This window comes from Rhodopirellula sp. MGV, assembly GCF_002251265.1.
Classification (GTDB): Bacteria; Planctomycetota; Planctomycetia; order Pirellulales; family Pirellulaceae; genus Stieleria; species Stieleria baltica_A.
The window spans coordinates 82,820-99,439 of the sequence record NZ_NPDI01000067.1; the positions used below are offsets into that span (position 1 = coordinate 82,820).

12 protein-coding genes are annotated in these 16,620 nt (G+C 55.6%); 8 read left to right on the plus strand and 4 right to left on the minus strand.

Annotated elements, in window-relative coordinates; genetic code table 11:
- Positions 1 to 12: 12 nt before the first annotated feature.
- Positions 13 to 1,050: a DNA polymerase III subunit delta gene (gene holA, locus CGZ80_RS22955; RefSeq protein ID WP_094418014.1), complete on the minus strand. Its 1,038-nt coding sequence runs from the start codon at positions 1,048 to 1,050 to the stop codon at positions 13 to 15.
- Between the two features lie 167 nt (positions 1,051 to 1,217).
- On the minus strand, positions 1,218 to 2,711 hold the full coding sequence (locus CGZ80_RS22960; RefSeq protein WP_198953773.1) for a sulfatase: 1,494 nt from the start codon (positions 2,709 to 2,711) through the stop codon (positions 1,218 to 1,220).
- 246 nt (positions 2,712 to 2,957) lie between these two features.
- Between CGZ80_RS22960 and CGZ80_RS22965 the strand changes: the two genes are divergently transcribed.
- Complete coding sequence (locus CGZ80_RS22965) at positions 2,958 to 4,202, plus strand: DUF5658 family protein (RefSeq protein WP_094418015.1); 1,245 nt, start codon at positions 2,958 to 2,960, stop codon at positions 4,200 to 4,202.
- A 26-nt stretch (positions 4,203 to 4,228) separates the two neighbouring features.
- Here CGZ80_RS22965 and CGZ80_RS22970 read toward each other — a convergent pair whose 3' ends face one another.
- On the minus strand, positions 4,229 to 6,280 hold the full coding sequence (locus CGZ80_RS22970; RefSeq protein WP_143544109.1) for a hypothetical protein: 2,052 nt from the start codon (positions 6,278 to 6,280) through the stop codon (positions 4,229 to 4,231).
- A gap of 181 nt (positions 6,281 to 6,461) precedes the next feature.
- On the opposite strand from CGZ80_RS22970, the gene mnmG reads away from it, so the two are divergent.
- The 3 genes from mnmG (at position 6,462) to CGZ80_RS22985 (ending at position 10,658) form a co-directional block, all read left to right on the plus strand.
- The gene (gene mnmG, locus CGZ80_RS22975; RefSeq protein WP_094418017.1) at positions 6,462 to 8,321 is read left to right on the plus strand and encodes a tRNA uridine-5-carboxymethylaminomethyl(34) synthesis enzyme MnmG; all 1,860 of its coding nucleotides are present in this window, start codon (positions 6,462 to 6,464) and stop codon (positions 8,319 to 8,321) included.
- 362 nt (positions 8,322 to 8,683) lie between these two features.
- Positions 8,684 to 9,268, plus strand: coding sequence for a response regulator (locus CGZ80_RS22980; RefSeq protein WP_198953774.1), 585 nt, complete (start codon positions 8,684 to 8,686; stop codon positions 9,266 to 9,268).
- 58 nt (positions 9,269 to 9,326) lie between these two features.
- Entirely contained in the window at positions 9,327 to 10,658 is a 1,332-nt protein-coding gene (locus tag CGZ80_RS22985; protein WP_094418019.1) for a sensor histidine kinase, read from the plus strand.
- A 10-nt stretch (positions 10,659 to 10,668) separates the two neighbouring features.
- On the opposite strand, the gene CGZ80_RS22990 is transcribed toward CGZ80_RS22985, so the two are convergent.
- Entirely contained in the window at positions 10,669 to 11,568 is a 900-nt protein-coding gene (locus CGZ80_RS22990) for a PEP-CTERM sorting domain-containing protein (protein ID WP_158222825.1), read from the minus strand.
- Positions 11,569 to 11,936: 368 nt separating this feature from the next.
- On the opposite strand from CGZ80_RS22990, the gene gatA reads away from it, so the two are divergent.
- The 4 genes from gatA (at position 11,937) to CGZ80_RS23010 (ending at position 16,496) form a co-directional block, all read left to right on the plus strand.
- On the plus strand, positions 11,937 to 13,394 hold the full coding sequence (gatA, locus tag CGZ80_RS22995; protein WP_094418021.1) for an Asp-tRNA(Asn)/Glu-tRNA(Gln) amidotransferase subunit GatA: 1,458 nt from the start codon (positions 11,937 to 11,939) through the stop codon (positions 13,392 to 13,394).
- A gap of 3 nt (positions 13,395 to 13,397) precedes the next feature.
- A complete protein-coding gene (gene gatB / locus CGZ80_RS23000; RefSeq protein ID WP_094418022.1) occupies positions 13,398 to 14,870 on the plus strand; it encodes an Asp-tRNA(Asn)/Glu-tRNA(Gln) amidotransferase subunit GatB in 1,473 nt (490 codons plus the stop codon).
- A gap of 181 nt (positions 14,871 to 15,051) precedes the next feature.
- The gene (locus CGZ80_RS23005) at positions 15,052 to 15,597 is read left to right on the plus strand and encodes a hypothetical protein (protein ID WP_094418023.1); all 546 of its coding nucleotides are present in this window, start codon (positions 15,052 to 15,054) and stop codon (positions 15,595 to 15,597) included.
- The gene (locus CGZ80_RS23010) at positions 15,597 to 16,496 is read left to right on the plus strand and encodes a hypothetical protein (RefSeq protein ID WP_094418024.1); all 900 of its coding nucleotides are present in this window, start codon (positions 15,597 to 15,599) and stop codon (positions 16,494 to 16,496) included. The genes CGZ80_RS23005 and CGZ80_RS23010 overlap by 1 nt, the downstream gene beginning before the upstream one ends.
- The last annotated feature ends 124 nt before the right edge of the window (positions 16,497 to 16,620 follow it).

Below are 16,620 nucleotides of genomic sequence, written 5' to 3' on the forward strand. Positions count from 1 at the left end.
AAAAAGGAAACGTTACTGAGCGAGCTTCAGAACGAAGCTCTCTAGCAGGAACCGGTCCAAGCCGTCAGAGCTGTGTGTGCCTTTTAATCGCAGGTCGGCGTCGAGTAACCATTCCAACAGCTTCGCCGCCCGTTCACGTTTCATCCGTTTCATGTCGGATGTGGCGCGGCCGATTTCGAACGGACGCAAGCCACCTTTGACGAGCGAGTCTTCGAGGTGTGGCTTTTTGCCAGCGCGTTCTGCGGCTAAGTGAATCGCGGTGGCCAAGCCAAGCTTGCGAAGCGAGTACGCGATTTGGGGCAGCAACGCCACGGGAGGCTGTCCGCCGGAAATCAACTTGTCGAGTTGCAGTAATGCTTCGGCAGCATTGCCGGAGGAGATCGCGTCGGTGATTTGCCAAATCGTTTTGCCTTGCCATCCGGCGACGACTTCGCGAACCAAGTCAACTTGAATCGTTTCGCCAGGATCGAGATGGCAGGCCAGCTTGGCGATTTCGGTGTCAAGGAATCCGACGTCGTCACCAAGCATTTCCACCAAGGCATCGGCTGCTTCGCCGGTGATTTTGGTCTGATGGCGAGGGGCGACGAACTCGGTCAGGAACTTGCGACGCGAGACAGCAGTTGCGCCTGTTTTCTTGCCCGTCTCGCCGCTGCAGCAAACCAACACGTGCGACTTGTCGAGTGCTTTGTAGACCTTCGTGTTGCTGGCCAAAGATTGCAGTTGCAAGATCAATCGTGCAACGTGTCCGGGCTTGGCCAAGTAATTTTCGACTTCATTGCGGTTGGACGACAGAAACGCATCCGCATCGCGAATGACGATCGCGCGTTTGGCGCCCATGTCGAACAACGAGCCGGTGGAAAGTTCGTCGTTGACGTCCGACCAGCGGGCGGTGGTGCCGTCAAATTCGACGACGTCCGCGTCACCGAGCAACAGCGATGTTGCCCAGCCGATCAGCGTTCGATCGCCACCGAACAATCCTGCGACCGCGAACTCGAGTGTTTCCGCGGAAGCATTCTTGGTCAGAAAATCGAAAGCGTGGGTCTTGGCCATCGTTGCCGGAAACGTGAGGTCGAAACAAATCTCGATAGGTCGTTGGTCACCAGATCATACGCGGGCATCCGGCGAGCAGACAGTCCCCCCGGTACTTGAGTGATCGATGACTGTTCCAGAGAGGGGCGATCGCGGGGGCCAGGATTGGTTAAGCGAATAGGTGTTGTCTATTTCGCGTTGGGACGTTTCGTGCGGGTGCGATTCTTGATCCAGTTGCCGTACTCCCAGCGACTTTTCCACGGCTCGAGATACGGTTGATAGTCTTCGCGGTCCGTCCAGTGGATCGGTTCGGGATGATCGGCGTTGACGTTGCCTTCGGGGTAATCTTTGCCGGCTTCGCTGTCATCTGTCTCGGCCAGCCATTCGATAAGTTTTGCGGCCATCGATTGTTGACGTTCCGCATATTGCTTTGACACGTCGTTCGCTTCAACCGGGTCGGTCGCCAAGTTGTAAAGCTCGAAGGGACCTTGGCTGAGGTTTCGCGACGTCAGTTTCCAATCGTTGTGGATCATTGCGGCCATTTTCTTGTAGCGGAAGTAGAACGCCGACCCACGTTCGCGATCAGGCGTCTGTCCATCGAACAGATGAACCAAGCTCTCTCCGTCGGTGGGACGCTGGGGTATCGGATGTGTTTCGCCAGCAAGTTCTAAAACGGTTGGCATCATGTCCATCACGGTCGCGGGAAAATCTGTCTGGCGTGGTGCGATCTTTCCAGGCCATTCGATAATCCCAGGGACGCGCAAGCCACCTTCGTCAATCAAACCTTTGTGGCCTCGTAGCCCGCCGGTGGTTGGCGGCTCGATTTTGGGTAAGCCTCCGTTGTCACTGCAGTACCAAAGCACGGTGTCTTTTTCGATTTCCAAATCACGCAAGCCTTGACGAAGTGCGCCGACGCTTCGATCAAGTGCGACCAGTTCGCCATAGTGATTCTTTGATGACTCGTTCAATGTCGCGAACGGTGCATAGTCTTCGGCGGATGCTTTGAAGGGCGAGTGAGGAGTGCCATACCAGATCACCACAAAGAATGGTTCATCGTTCTGCGCAACCACCGACAGATGGTCGAGGGCTTGTTCGACGATCACATCCGACGAATCACCTTGATAATCTTCGAAGGTACCGTTTCGACTTAGCAGTGGATCGCGATCATAAAAATTGGTGACCGACAGCCAAGTTTGGAATCCGAACGTTCCCGGGTTGAACGGGTCATGTTCAAAAATCGGAACGCCGGGTCCACGTAATCCGTTGAGATGCCATTTGCCAAAGTGCGCGGTCTGGTAGCCAGCGTCGGCAAGGATTTGGGGAAGCGTGACTTCTTGATGCCGCAGTGCATAACCATGTTCCGGAACGCCCGTTCGATAACAAGAACGACCGGTCAGAACCGCGGCACGAGTCGGCGAGCAGACGGGGGCGCCAGCGTAAAATCGGTTGAACCGCAAGCCGCTCTCGGCCAACGCATCGAGGTGAGGGGTTTTCAAGATCGGATGATGGTTATAGCTCGTCTCGCCCCAGCCTTGGTCGTCAGCCATGACCAAGACGATATTCGGGCGTTCTGCGTCCTTTGTGTCCGAAGCCTGGATGTCCGAAGCCTGAGTGATCATCGCAAGAGGACCGATCGATACGGCATACAGCAGCAGGAACGTCAATCGCATTGGATCACTCATCAAGATTGGTGGGGCAGGGCAGAGTAGTCGCGACTGAATTGTAGTGCTTGGGGCGGCGCATTTGGCGAAACTGGTTCGCTGCAACGAAACTGCATTGCCGAGATGATGCGATGGGCCGCCTTGTTGGGTGGTTCGGAATTCTTTTGCAAAGGGATCGGAACCAGGCGGAGTTTGATGCGTTAAAGGCATTGTGTCTGTGCTTTGTTCCCCCACGCCCAGAACTGGACGTCACACGGTAGATTTTGCATGCAACGTCATCTGTCAGGCCTGCTCGGCCGCTGGTTCACACTCGTTGTCCTGCCGTTTGCATTGCAGCAATGTTCATTGAACGAAGAATTGCAGGCGGAAGAATTAGACGTCATTCAGGTAACGTCGGGGTTCCTATTCATCGACGGCAAATACCTCGCACCGCCCTACGATATCGAGTGTGAAGAAGGGGTGCTTACGATCAACGGCGAGGAATACAAGCTGGAGTATTTCCGTGATCCGCCGCCACAGCCCGAACCGTCAACAGAGCCGGAAACGCAAGCGAATTCTTCAGCGGACCGCGATCCTGGCGAAGCATCAAGTGTCGAAGTGACGCCAACAAGATTCGCTCGAGATCCGGACCCATTTCGCAGAGGCGCGGAGTCCTACCGGAGAGATGCAGAATCTTTTCGAAACGATCCGGGGCGGTCTGGTCAAGGTTTTGAACGCCGCGACTGGCGTCGTTGGGGGCCAAGAGGATTTGGCGGTTACGGTGGATTTCGACCTTACTTGTACTCGATCGAAATGTACGCCAATGATGTTCAACAGGCGACATTGGGCGGGATCGTTGTGATGTACCCGAAACGCAAACCCTTGGTCGTGTATCCAACTGGTGATGGTTATCGGTTGTTGCAATTGTTGATGGGGAAAACTGATATCAAGTCTGCACCACCAAAGCACCTGACGCCGGACAGCCAATCGTCATGGGAGCAACTCGCTACCGGATTTCAGCCCAGCGGCGATTTTTTTGAACGAGCGAAGGCCGAGCTTGAACGTGTGGACGCGGTAACAGCCGAGACTGCGTCGGTCACCGATGCCGTGTTCTTGAGCCAACGTTTGGCATACCCTCTGTCACTATTGGCGATGGTCGGCGTCGTGCTAGGTTTTGGGCATCTGCTAACCAACCGTCCCACTGTTGATCCTGATCAACACGACGAGGTCAAAGGTCCTAAGATCATTGTGCAATCGCTGATGATCATCGCGCTGTTCTCTGTCGTGGACTTGGTGTTGACGGTTACCGCCACCAATGCAGGTGCGATGCGTGAACTCAATCCGCTGGGCAGTCACTTTATTGATGACCCGGCAATGCTGACCGTCTTCAAGTTCGCGGTGACGGGGTTGTCGATTGGTATTCTTTATGGGTTACGCCGCAAACCGATCGCCCACCTCGCATCCTGGTGGTGCTGCTTGTTGCTAACGCTGCTGACTGCTCGCTGGGTCGTGTTCCAGTCAATGTTTCTGTAGTCGATCCTAGGTTTCTGTAACCGATACTAGCGAGAGCGAAAGCCAAGGATCTTTGCCCGCGGTGCCAAGCCGCTCGTTTGAATCGGTTGGTCGAGCAGATAGCTTCCCGTGTTCCCGGCTTTGTCGGTCGCGTCGATTCGCAAGTAGATTTGGCCTGGCAATTTTGGATCCGCCGGCCATACGTAGACACCATTGTTTTGCAGGCCAGCCGCAATCGTTGTCCAAGGCCCAGCAAGCGAATCGGAGAACGCCAGTGCGATCGGGCGGGTCGTTAGGTTGGCATCATTGCATTCGTATTGAATGACCAAGGATCCGATGCGGTCGCCTTCGCCGTATTTGGCGGAGGTGATGCGAGTTTGCGGCGGTGATTGGTCAACCAATACGGCAATGTCAGGAGTATCGCCTGGCAAGGGGCGTGGGCTGGCTAGCCCGTTGTTGCCGAGCACCACAATGCGAAAACTGAAGAGTCCTTCGCCGTTTGTTTCGATATCGAAGGGGCTGGTGCGATCGGGATCGGAACCCCAACGTTGCCACGTGCCACCGCCATCGAGGCTGCCGTAGAGTTCGACGGATTCGACACCTGTTGATCCGACTGCTTCCAATTCGTATTCCAAGCTGAAACGATTGGAGTCGCTGAATCGATAAGGCACGGTATGGTTCAGTTGGGCGAGGTCAAACTCGCGTTGCAGTTTTTTTCCTTCAAGCTCGGCGCGTTCGACGCGGTGACGGCGTTGGTCGCTCATCACAGTCGTTGGCTTTGGTGTTGGGACAATCTCTAGCGGACTGTTGGAGCTGTCCGCCGCATCGGGACGCGACGAATTGATTGGGTTAAGAGCTTGATCCAGTGTCTTTTTCTGTTCTGAATAGGACGGCGATTGCTGTGAAGACATCGGTCGGTCCTGTCGTGGCAAATCAACGGGTGTATTCACCGGTGCCGCGGCGTCCGCCGGAGCAGCTGTGCTGGGGCCTTCCAAGACCGGTGCGTCACTTGCCGCTTCAGGATCTTGTTCGGCTGATGGCGCAGGCAAAACTTCGACACCGCCCTGTGTGAGACGCGCCTCGAGTCCGCTCGCAGGCAGTTGTGCGACTTGATCATTGTTTGCCGATTGCGGAGTACTGCTCGCCCCATCGATTGGCGACATCCGTGATTGGGGAGTATCGAGCGGACGGGTGCGTTGGTCGGTCGTGCCACGAAGGCCGAAGCGTTGCAGGCCAAACGGCACGTCGGCGCTCCATTGTTGCGCGGGTTGGTTGGCCTGTCCGTATCCGGATTGCGGCGTGGGCGCGCTTTCGAATCTTGGCGGTCCGATGTGCAAGTTCGGCGGGTCGCTCGGACCGGCAGCCGCATGGACCTGAGGCATTCCAGTTCCGGCCAAACCCTTGGTGGGCAGCGTCGCGATACGAGGTTTGCGAAACGATTTTGACTCGACCGATACGTTGCCAAGAGCGTCCATCGCGGTGACGTGCAGGACGACTTGTTTCCAGGCGTGATCGGGCCGAACTTCAAACCGCCCCTCGCTGTCAACACTTTGGCTGTCGACGGTAATCCATTGTCGGTAGACGTCCGTGGCATACAGGATCCGCAGAGAGCCGAGCTCACGTGAATCGTCGAGCGTCATCTGGACCTGCAAGCCGCCGTCCAAATCCGCTTCGCCGTCAAGGCGAATGGTTGGGCCCGTGGTGTCGATCAGAATCTTGCGCTCGGCGGTCAACTGCTCCGGCGTTGGAGTTTCTGGCGAAGCCATTTGATGGGCGAACCAATGCTCGCCGTCTTCGGTCGCATCGAAGTGCAGCTTTTCGACGGGAAGCGGCGATTCGCTTGCGATTTGCCAGCTTTCCCCCTTGTCGACGGAGACGTAAAGTTTCACGCTGCTGGCGGTACTGTTCCCATTGACGTGAAATGGAATGTCAAAGGACCGGGACGCAATCGCGATTACATTGTCCGAACCTTGAGGTTCAGGCGAATCGTTTGCCCTCGCGGGAGTTGCGATCACGCTAATCGCCATCAAAATGGCAACCACCAACAGGCTTCGTTGGGGGCGGGTGGAACTTGATTGCGTGAAACAAGGCGAGTTCATATCAAATACATCTCGATCGCCCCGCCGGTTGGGTAACCACAGCGGTTGCTCACGTTCCATCGATGGAGCTGGGCCAATGACAGTCATCAAAATCGTCAAAGTCGAGTGAAATCGGTACACACTGTTTTTTGGTCGGCAGTCCAACCTCGAGATCTTGATTTCGAATTAACAACATTCAGCCATGATTGAATACGAATACGATGTCGTCGTGATCGGTGCGGGCCACGCCGGGACTGAGGCCGCCGCCGCGGCAGCCCGTCGGGGGGCCAAGACAGCACTGCTGACCACCAATCTGGACACGGTTGGCCAGATGTCGTGCAACCCGGCAATCGGCGGTGTCGCCAAGGGCCAAATCGTTCGCGAAGTCGACGCCCTCGGCGGATTAATGGGTCGGGCAATCGACGCGACGGGCATTCAGTTTCGCCTGCTTAATCGCCGCAAAGGACCGGCGATGCACAGCCCACGCTCGCAGGCCGACAAAAAGGCCTATCAGCAATACATCAAACACGAGATCGAGCTGCAGGAGCATCTGGACCTGAGGCAAGAAACGGTTGAGGACCTGTTGACCGAATCGACACCGCAGGGCGAACGTCTGGTTGGAGTCCAAGTCCGCGGCGACGCGATTTATCGTGCTCGCGCGGTGGTGCTAACCACCGGGACGTTCTTGTCAGCGGTGATGCATACCGGCGATGCCAAAACCGCTGGCGGCCGAGCCGGCGAAGGCACCACGACAGGAATCAGCGGCGCGCTGCGACGACTTGGTTTCAGCATCGATCGATTCAAAACCGGTACGCCCGCGCGATTGAATCGTCGCACGATCGATTACAGCCGTTTGGAAGAACAGCCCGGTGACGACGACCCACAACCATTCTCGTTTTTGAACGACTCGTTGGATCTGGAACAGGTGCCGTGTCATATCGCGATGACCAACAAAGCGGTTCACGATTTGATCCGTGCCAACTTACATCGCGCCCCGATGTACAGCGGACAGATCAATTCGCGAGGCCCACGGTACTGTCCATCGATCGAAGACAAAGTGGTGCGGTTCGCGGACAAGGATTCGCACCAACTGTTCCTTGAGCCCGAAGGCCACCACACCGAAGAAATCTACGTCAACGGGATCTCGACCAGCTTGCCTCGCGACGTTCAAGACGCGATGTTCCGGCAGATCGAAGGCTTAGAAAACGCGCAGATCATGCGTTATGGCTATGCCGTCGAGTATGACTACTGTCCGCCCACACAGCTTTGGCCGCACCTTGAAACCAAACTTGTGCCTGGCTTGTTCCTGGCTGGGCAAATCAACGGCACCACAGGGTACGAAGAAGCTGCCGGCCAGGGATTGATTGCCGGATTGAACGCCGCCGCGCTCGTTGCCAGTGAATCAATGTGGGTGCCGACACGCGATCAAGCTTACCTTGGGGTGTTGGTTGACGACTTAGTTACAAGCGGCACCGACGAGCCCTATCGAATGTTTACCAGTCGAGCGGAGTTTCGGTTGCTGCTTCGCCAAGACAACGCGGATCGACGGTTGACCGCTGACGCCGATCGGCTGGGCCTGATCAGTCAAACTCGCCGCGACAAATTCCAGCAGAAGCTCGCGGATATTGAACGTGCGATGGGATTGTTGTCCGCCGCTCGCGTCGGAACGGCAAAGGGAGACGTCAAAGGCGACGTTTACCTAAGACGCCCGGAAGTCGATTGGCCGGCGATGTGCGAAATCGTGCCCGAGCTGAATTCGATCGGCAAGCAAGCTGCGGAACAAGTTGTTTACGACATTAAATACGAAGGCTATGTCAGTCGCCAACGCGATGAAGTGGCGCGACAACAACGGATGTTAAAGAAAAAGATTCCACAGTCGTTTGACTACGCCACCATCACGGCGATGCGAACAGAAGCTCGCGAGAAGCTGAGCAACATTCGTCCGGTGACATTGGATCAAGCACAACGGATTAGCGGGATCACGCCAGCGGACATCGCGTTGTTGTTGGCTTACATCGAATCTCCGTCGAAAGCTTCGGCGGAGAAAGAATCGAAAAGCTAAGGCGGACGGGAACGTGATCGGATTGAGCACGGGTTGTGCGGTCCCGGTCAGCCTATCTTGACCAAAGCCCGATAATTGGTAAGATTCGCTGGTCGGGCAAGATCGGCAAGCTTGAGGATTTCGGAGTTTGCTGTTGCCTGCGTTTTTCGCACAAATTGCGGCAAAGTGATCTTGTGTGCAAACGTGGGGGTTTTGTTAAAAGACGCGTGTCGTGTTGGTTTGGTGACTAACACAGTTGTGCAGACTTTTGAATAGCACGGAAAGACGCGCGTGATGGGCTGACTTTGCGATTGGCAAGTGGGTCCACCGACTAACGCACAGGTTGGGAAACGGCTCGTCCTGCAGGGAGGATGGTTTCTGCGATGACCACGAAAACGGTCTTTACGACAGGCGAAGCGGCCAAAATTTGCAAAGTCAGTCAGCAAACGATTATTCGTTGCTTTGACAATGGCTCGCTGAAAGGCTTTCGCGTACCGGGCAGCAAGTTTAGGCGAATTCCACGTGAGCAGCTTTATCTGTTCATGAAAGACAACGGGATTCCCACCGATGCCCTCGAGAGCGGAAAGAAAAAACTATTGATCGTCGACGACGACCAGGACTTGGTCGAGTTGATGAAGGAAGGATTCGAGCGCGATGGTCGCTTTGATATCCGCACCGCAAACAACGGGTTTGATGCCGGAATGGGCGTCAAAGAGTTCCGTCCCGACCTTGTGGTCTTGGACGTGATGCTTCCCGATATCAACGGAAAAGAAGTTTGCCAACGTGTTCGCAGTGATCCGGCCTTGGATATGGTCAAGATCCTGTGCATCTCCGGGATGGTCGAACACAACAAAGTCGACGCTTTGAAAGCGGCCGGTGCAAACGATTTCATGCAAAAGCCGTTCGCGATCGACGACCTTGTGTTGCGATCCTGCGAGCTGTTGGAAATGGAACGTAGCGTCAGCTAATCCGTTGTTCTAGAAAATCGAGACGGTGGTAGTCACCCCTTCAACGACGGATGAGCCGATGGTTTCGCAATCGACTCGAACGCTTGGTTGGTGGGGACTGTTGCCACCGATCGTTGCCCCTGCGGAGTCTCCGGAATCGGACTTCACTGCGCAGCCGGTACGGTATTGGTTGCCTTTGTCCGACCGGGCAATGGCAGCGATCTCATTGGCTTTCTCCAGCGACGCCCCATCCGATGATCAACCTTCGGATGCGAAGGTCGTTTTGCAGCGCGTGAAACGTGCGCTCGCCAATGATCCGCCATTGTTGATGTACGCAATGCTGACGGTGCCAGCAGGCCTAGCAGTCTCATTGACTGAATTGGCCGAGTGGATCTTGATGCCTGAGTTTGCCGCTCGCTTTTCCGATGGCGAATGGATGCTTGCGGCGCCGGCTATCCTCGACCGGCACCAGAATCGTTGGTCGCGTCTGATGGCTCGCGCGGCGAATCAGTCACCAACCGATTGGCTGGATCAGGTCACCGATTGGCTGGATGTGATTTCACCGGCAGTCGCCAACGATTTCTCGGTGGAAATGCCGCGACTGATCTGGGATGGCGACGACTCGATGGACGCTGAAGCTTCGCCAGACGGCAGTCAGCTTTTGCATGTACTCGCACGGGCGGCCGAAAAAGGTCGCAGCGATCGACAGCGGATCGAGAGTTTGGCCGAACATCGCAAGTTATCCGCCGCCAAGCAACTCGCCTACGGATTGAGTCACGAGATCAACAATCCGTTGGCCAATATTTCGGCACGTGCCCAATCGTTGGCACACGACGAGGCTGATTCGCGTCGCCGCGAGTCGTTGGAACAAATCGTCCGGCAAGTCTTTCGGGCGCACGAAATGATTGCCGGGTTGATGTTCTACGCCAATCCGACCGAACCCGATGTTGAGCCGTTCCAACTCGCGGAAGTGGTTCGTGAAGCATTCGATGAATTCCAATCGCTGGCAGAAGAGCAGGGGAGTCGATTGTTAATCGAGTTGCCAGGTGAACCGGTTTCTCCACCGGAGCAGAACCGATGGAGCGGTGACCGCATGATGATTTTGGAAGCGATTCGTGTTTTGGTTCGCAATGCGTTGGAAGCGGTGGGACATGACGGAACCATTGTCTTGTCGCTTCAATCGGAGCCAGACCGCTGGGAGATTCATGTCGCCGATAGCGGGCCGGGGCTATCCACGGAGGCTTCCAAGCACGCATTCGATCCGTATTACAGCGGGCGTGAAGCGGGGCGCGGTTTGGGGCTTGGCCTTTGCCGGGCGTACCGCATCGCCGAACTGCATGGTGCGGCGATTTCGCTGTCCGGTGGACTTGCCGGTTGCGTGGCAACGATCACGTTGCCAACGCAACACTGAAATCCGATTGCTATTTCGAACGACGACGTGATCGGACAAAGACGGTCATCGAGCCGAGCAGCAGCGCTAAGCCAGCAGATGGCTCTGGGATCGCGCTGATTCCTGACGGTGAAGTTCCGACCGAAAGTGCGCCGAGTTCCTGCCAAGTCATGCTGCCGTCGTACGTTTTGGGAACGCCGTTCAAGTCTTGGTTGAACGAATTGTCTTGCGTGGCCGTTGCCAGCACAAAACTAAGCGAGGATGATTGATCGATGCTGATCGCAGATTCGGTTTGCATCCAATCGACGATCGATTGGTAGGGCAACGCGAAGCTGAGGAAGTAGTCGGTTTCTCGGTCTGAATCCAAGTCGGTTTCGGCGGTATCGACGGCCGCGTAGTGGTAGTTCGAAGCGGTTTCGGCAAAGGTTTGTAGCGGTCCGGTGATGCTGGTCGTGTTCGGCGAAATATTTAGATCCGATCCGGTCCCATAGATTGCCAGTTCATCCGCAGACCCCTGGTTGTGAACACCGACATACAAGTCCAGCGCACCGTCTTGGTTGGCATCCATTCCGACAAACAGGTTGCGCGAAAATCCGCTGCTGTCGCCTGCCCCTAGGCGAACACGAAACAGCAGGCTTCCGTCCGTCCAATTTCCTGGGGTTCCGCCATCATCAAACTGGTAAAAAAACGACGGGTTGGACGAGTTTCCAACGATGTCAGAGATGGAGCGTGCGTTTCCGGTTTGTTGATCGTCGAAGTAATCGGATTGGCCTGGTCCAGCAAACTGAACAGCATTCCAAGACGGAGTCAGGTCGGTGACCGTAGCCGCATGTGAAAACGGTTGCGGCGCCGAAACCAGGGCGCAGGCGATACCCAGGGCGCGGGCAACAGAGAAGGAGAAAATGCGATTGTTTCGAAGGAGTCGATTCATTGCGAAAGTCGTTGCGCCAGTGGCGTTTCGGCGGGGCAAGTTGGTTTCACGGTCGTTGTCATCTGTTTGCCAGGACCGTTGAAAAGTGTCGTAGAGGTCGACAGGCACACAGAGATAAGTTGTTAGATCCGATGACGGGGGATGAGGGAGGACCCTCACGCAAAGATTCACGCTCATTTCGGTAGGGAAGGGGCGGTTGTTCCGATCCCGCAGACTTTGAAGAGAAATCGCTTTGCCGAACAGGAAGCTTTGCCGAACAGGAAAACGTCCGACGCGGATTTGGGGTCGGACAGGTGGTAGGCAAACTGGCTGGTTATGCTTGATAATCGCGGTTTGACTATTCGAACCGATTCCAGAGTCCAAGATTCATGCTCGATTCTGCATTTGAGTTGCTGCGCAAACAGGCTGACGGCGAGGTGTCTGCGGTGGAGATCGCCGGTCAAGCGATCGACGCGATCGAAGCCTCGCAATCGCTGCATAATGCATACACCCATGTGGACCGCGACCTCGCACTCGCAACGGCGAAAGCGATCGACGAAAAACGTGCCGCCGGTAAACCACTCGGTGCCTTGGCGGGCGTCCCTGTTGCGGTCAAAGACGTCTTGTGCACTGCCGATATGCCAACCACTTGCTCGTCCGAGATGCTGCGTGGTTTTCGCCCTCCGTACGACGCGACCGTGGTCGAAAAACTGCGTGCCGCCGATGCCGTCATTGTTGGCAAGACCAACATGGACGAATTTGCGATGGGCGGCAGCACCGAAACGGGAGCCTTCGGCGCGACGACCAACCCTTGGGATACCAAGCGGACGCCGGGCGGCAGTAGCGGCGGTGCGACCGCAGCGGTCGCGGCGCAAACCGTACCGTTAAGCCTGGGAACCGATACCGGCGGTTCCATTCGCCAGCCGAGCGCGTTCTGCGGTGTGACCGGGCTGAAGCCGACCTATGGGCGTGTCAGCCGATACGGGTTGGTCGCTTTCGCAAGCAGTCTCGATCAAATCGGACCGATCGCATGGAGTGCAAAAGAATGCGCCCTGCTGATGAATACCATCGCTGGTCATGAGCCTCGCGATTCGACGTCATTGAACAAAGACGTGCCGGATTATGTTGCCGCGACCGAGTCGAATGATTTGCGTGGCATGCGAATCGGCGTCCTTCGAGAATCGATGGAAGCCGAAGGTGTGGATGCGGACGTTCGTGCCGCTGTGGCACATGCGATTGGTGTGTATGCCGAACTGGGGGCCGAAATTATCGACGTGGATCTCCCACACCGCGAGTATTGGGTGCCGACCTATTACGTAATCGCGCCCAGCGAAGCGAGCAGTAATTTGTCTCGATACGACGGTGCACACTATGGGCATCGCAGCGAAACCGGGACCAACTTGGAAGCGATGTATTGCAAGAGCCGCGCCGAAGGATTTGGCGACGAGGTCAAACGGCGAATCATGATCGGAACTTATGCGTTAAGCGAAGGCTACGCTGACCAATACTACAACCAAGCGTTAAAGGTCCGCCGACTGATTCGCGGCGATTACGACGCAGCGTTTTCCCAAGTCGATGTCTTACTCGGGCCGGTCACACCAACGCCTGCGTTTGAACTCGGCGCGAAGCTGGATGACCCGATTCAAATGTACCTTTGCGACTTGTTTACCGTCGGTGCAAACTTGGCCGGCGTTCCCGCAATGTCCCTGCCCGCAGGACTGAACGAACAGGGATTGCCGCTTGGCATTCAATTGCAAGCCCCGGCACTTGAAGAAGCTCGACTGTTGTTTGCCGCTTCGGCATTTCAGTCGGCAACGGACTATCACACCAAACGACCACGCGGATAAGCCATGGCTGAGCTACCGACTAAAACGATCATTGGGCTGGAAGTCCACGTCCAACTGCGAACGAAAACGAAGTTGTTTTGCGGATGCAGCACCAAGTTTGGTGGTGCACCCAACACACAAGTCTGTCCAGTTTGTTTGGGACTACCCGGCGCATTGCCGGTAATCAACGAACAAGCAATCGAGCTGGCGATCCGCGCCGGTTTGGCTATTGATTGTGATATCCCGCCGATGACCAAGTGGGATCGAAAGCAGTACTTCTATCCTGACCTACCCAAAGGGTACCAGATCAGCCAATTCGATTTGCCGATCTGTGTCGATGGAGTCTTGGAGATCGAAGACCCGGCAGATCCCGATGCGACGCGCAAAATCCGAATCACGCGCGCCCATTTGGAAGAGGACGCCGGCAAGAGCATGCACGACGAAGCCGCCGGCAGCGGCGACAGCCGGATCGACTTGAACCGCTGTGGTACGCCGCTGTTGGAAATCGTTAGCGAGCCAGATTTGCGCACGGCCGAAGAGTGCTTGGCGTACCTCACCAAGCTGAAAGAGACGATGGTTCACCTCGGCGTTTCGGACTGTGAAATGCAAGAAGGATCATTGCGTGTCGATGCCAATGTGAATTTGGAAATCGATCGACATGGCGAAGTCATTCGCACGCCAATTGTCGAAATCAAAAACATGAACAGCTTCCGCAATGTCGCTTCCGCGTTGCATTACGAAGTGAAACGACAATATGCCGAATGGGAAGAGAACGGTTGGACCAAGGAAACCAAAGGGAAGCGAACCTTTGGGTGGGACGACGTCAAAGAGGTCACGTACCCGCAGCGTGAAAAAGAAGAGTCGGCTGACTATCGCTACTTCCCATGTCCTGACCTCTTGCCCGTCCGAATCACGCAGGAACGTGTGGAGGAGATCCGTCAGACACTCGGTGAAACTCCCGGCGAAGCTCGTCAGCGTTTACAGAAGCAATACGGCATCAAAGAATACGACGCCGACGTAATCGTGTCGCAGGGCCGCGCGATGGTGGAGTATTTTGATGAGGTCGCGACACAATGCGGTGACGGAAAACGAGCTAGCAGTTGGATCCAGCAAGACGTCTTGCGGACGCTGAAAGAACAAAACGCAGATATCGAAACGTTTCCGGTCGGTGCCACTGAACTGGGGCAATTGTTGGCGATGGTCAGTAAAGGCGAATTGCCAAACGATCGCGCCCGCGATGTTTTCAAACACATTCTGGAAAATGGTGGCAGCGTCGAGAACGCCGTCTCGTCACTTGGGATCGAAGCCGTCGACGAATCCGAACTGGAATCGCTTGTGCAGAGCCTTCTGGACGCGAACCCCAAAGTTGTCGAGGACCTGCAAAACGGGAACCAAAAGGCGATCGGACCGTTGATCGGGCAGGCAAAAAAGAAAAACCCGAACGCAGATCCACAAACTGTGCGACAAATTGCCTTGCGGTTGATTGAGCAAGCCTAGCAAACCTGCCCAACCCGTAAGGTAAAGTTGGAACAAAACGAGTTACCATCGATTGGTCACACGAGAGTGATTGTCGCGCCGCCGATCAGTCGATGGTAATACCGTTTCACCGCACGATTGGGACTGCCGCAGAGGCGGTCGCATTATGAGGATTGTTGCCGACTTTGACGGGTAAGGTCTGATGGCTGTGGCTCCTTCGAAACCCAAACGCCCTGACTATTTCTTTATCGCCGTGTTGCTGCTGACCGGCCTGGTGTCCGGATGGCTGCTCTTGATGCCGTTCGTCCCGGCGATTGCCCGCATGACGATGCGGCGGTTTCATCTGAGCAGTGAATCGTTCGGGCTGTGGGCGATCCAGGCTCCCATCCCCGCAATGTACAACTTTGGCAATCAGTACGAAGTCAGCGATCTGCCCGCAGGCTTGATCACGCCGGTGTTAGATACGACGCGTCCTCGTTACATCAATCACTTTCCAACGCGAATGCTGACGTTCGCGAACACTCGCTACAACTTATTGTGCGAAGGCCGGCATTGTTATTTGACAATTCGGTCGGCCTATCGCGGTCAGTTGCTCGAATCCAAAATCGAAGCCCGACCAATCGGTGAAGGGCGTTATCAATGGATTCGTGAGTCGTCCGAGTTCATCGACCCTGCTGCAATGGATCAAAGTAAATCGACCGATCCACTAGGCTTGGATCAGCTCGTTCTTCCGGAGGTGTTGCAGTGATGTCTGGCCAAGTTTTGGAATCGCCAGTGTCGGCCACCTCACGCCAACACGATGACTCGGTGTCAGCGGATCGGAGTCAAGGCTCAATCGCTTCCGTCACAATGCCTGAACCCGGAAGCGGACGCGTTTTCGCGGCCTACTTGGTGGTGCAGTGCTGCTTGTTCATCGGACTGGTTTGGAAGTATTCGTTCTTCTACCTCGCAGACCAAGTTTATCGACACTTTCCGATCAGTGATTCGTTCTTTCCAGAGTGGTTGCAGTCACCCGATGTCGCACGCAACGCGTACATCGGATCGCTGTCAGCGATCATCTTGGGCGTGTTCGGATTGACGCCTTGGATGCGAACGTTCGCAGCGATGGGAACGACGGGGTGCCTCGGTGTGTTGCTATTGCACCAATCCAGTCACAATGACATGACCTTCGCGACAAGTGCGTGGGTCTCACTTTGGGTCTGTTGGTTGACGACCAGAATGAGTCATGAGGATCCCTATCCACTGCTACGCCGGGCCGCCTTTTTGGCACGCGTGATTTGCTCCATGATTCTGCTTGGCGGGGCGGTCGGCAAATGGACGCCAGAGTATTGGTCCGGCGAGGTGTTCTATGACATCTATTTCGTCGACCGCGATTTCTGGGTTTTCAATTTGATGCGAGAACGATTCGACACCGAGACCCTAAAGACGATGGCAATGTGGTATAGCCGCAAAGTGATCCTGGTCGAGTCGATCGCAGGTCTAGGGATGTGGCTTCTGCCTGCACGATGGGCAGCGTTTGTCGGCGTGACGATCTTCTTTTCGATCGCCTTTCTATCCAACCCACTGTTGTTTTCCGTGCTGACATGTCTGGTCGGGCTTTCGGCCGTCGGGTTCTTTGTCCCCGCGAAAACGACACTGACTTCTTAGGTCAGCCCATTAAAGCGAATAGCGGCGAGCGATTGAGTTTCGATTTCAATCAAATTCACTCTCGATTGAAAGCTCACTCAACTGCTCGCCGCATCGCAACATCAATCCGACAATGGTCTGCCCC

Bases quoted from the DNA above. Each gene is read 5' to 3' on its own strand.
- holA (WP_094418014.1), bottom strand. From the start codon at position 1,050: ATGGCCAAGACCCACGCTTTCGATTTTCTGACCAAGAATGCTTCCGCG.
- CGZ80_RS22980 (WP_198953774.1), top strand. From the start codon at position 8,684: ATGACCACGAAAACGGTCTTTACGACAGGCGAAGCGGCCAAAATTTGC.
- gatB (WP_094418022.1), top strand. From the start codon at position 13,398: ATGGCTGAGCTACCGACTAAAACGATCATTGGGCTGGAAGTCCACGTC.
- CGZ80_RS22960 (WP_198953773.1), bottom strand. From the start codon at position 2,711: ATGAGTGATCCAATGCGATTGACGTTCCTGCTGCTGTATGCCGTATCG.
- mnmG (WP_094418017.1), top strand. From the start codon at position 6,462: ATGATTGAATACGAATACGATGTCGTCGTGATCGGTGCGGGCCACGCC.
- CGZ80_RS23005 (WP_094418023.1), top strand. From the start codon at position 15,052: ATGGCTGTGGCTCCTTCGAAACCCAAACGCCCTGACTATTTCTTTATC.
- CGZ80_RS22990 (WP_158222825.1), bottom strand. From the start codon at position 11,568: ATGAATCGACTCCTTCGAAACAATCGCATTTTCTCCTTCTCTGTTGCC.
- CGZ80_RS23010 (WP_094418024.1), top strand. From the start codon at position 15,597: ATGTCTGGCCAAGTTTTGGAATCGCCAGTGTCGGCCACCTCACGCCAA.
- gatA (WP_094418021.1), top strand. From the start codon at position 11,937: ATGCTCGATTCTGCATTTGAGTTGCTGCGCAAACAGGCTGACGGCGAG.
- CGZ80_RS22965 (WP_094418015.1), top strand. From the start codon at position 2,958: ATGCAACGTCATCTGTCAGGCCTGCTCGGCCGCTGGTTCACACTCGTT.
- CGZ80_RS22985 (WP_094418019.1), top strand. From the start codon at position 9,327: ATGGTTTCGCAATCGACTCGAACGCTTGGTTGGTGGGGACTGTTGCCA.
- CGZ80_RS22970 (WP_143544109.1), bottom strand. From the start codon at position 6,280: ATGAACTCGCCTTGTTTCACGCAATCAAGTTCCACCCGCCCCCAACGA.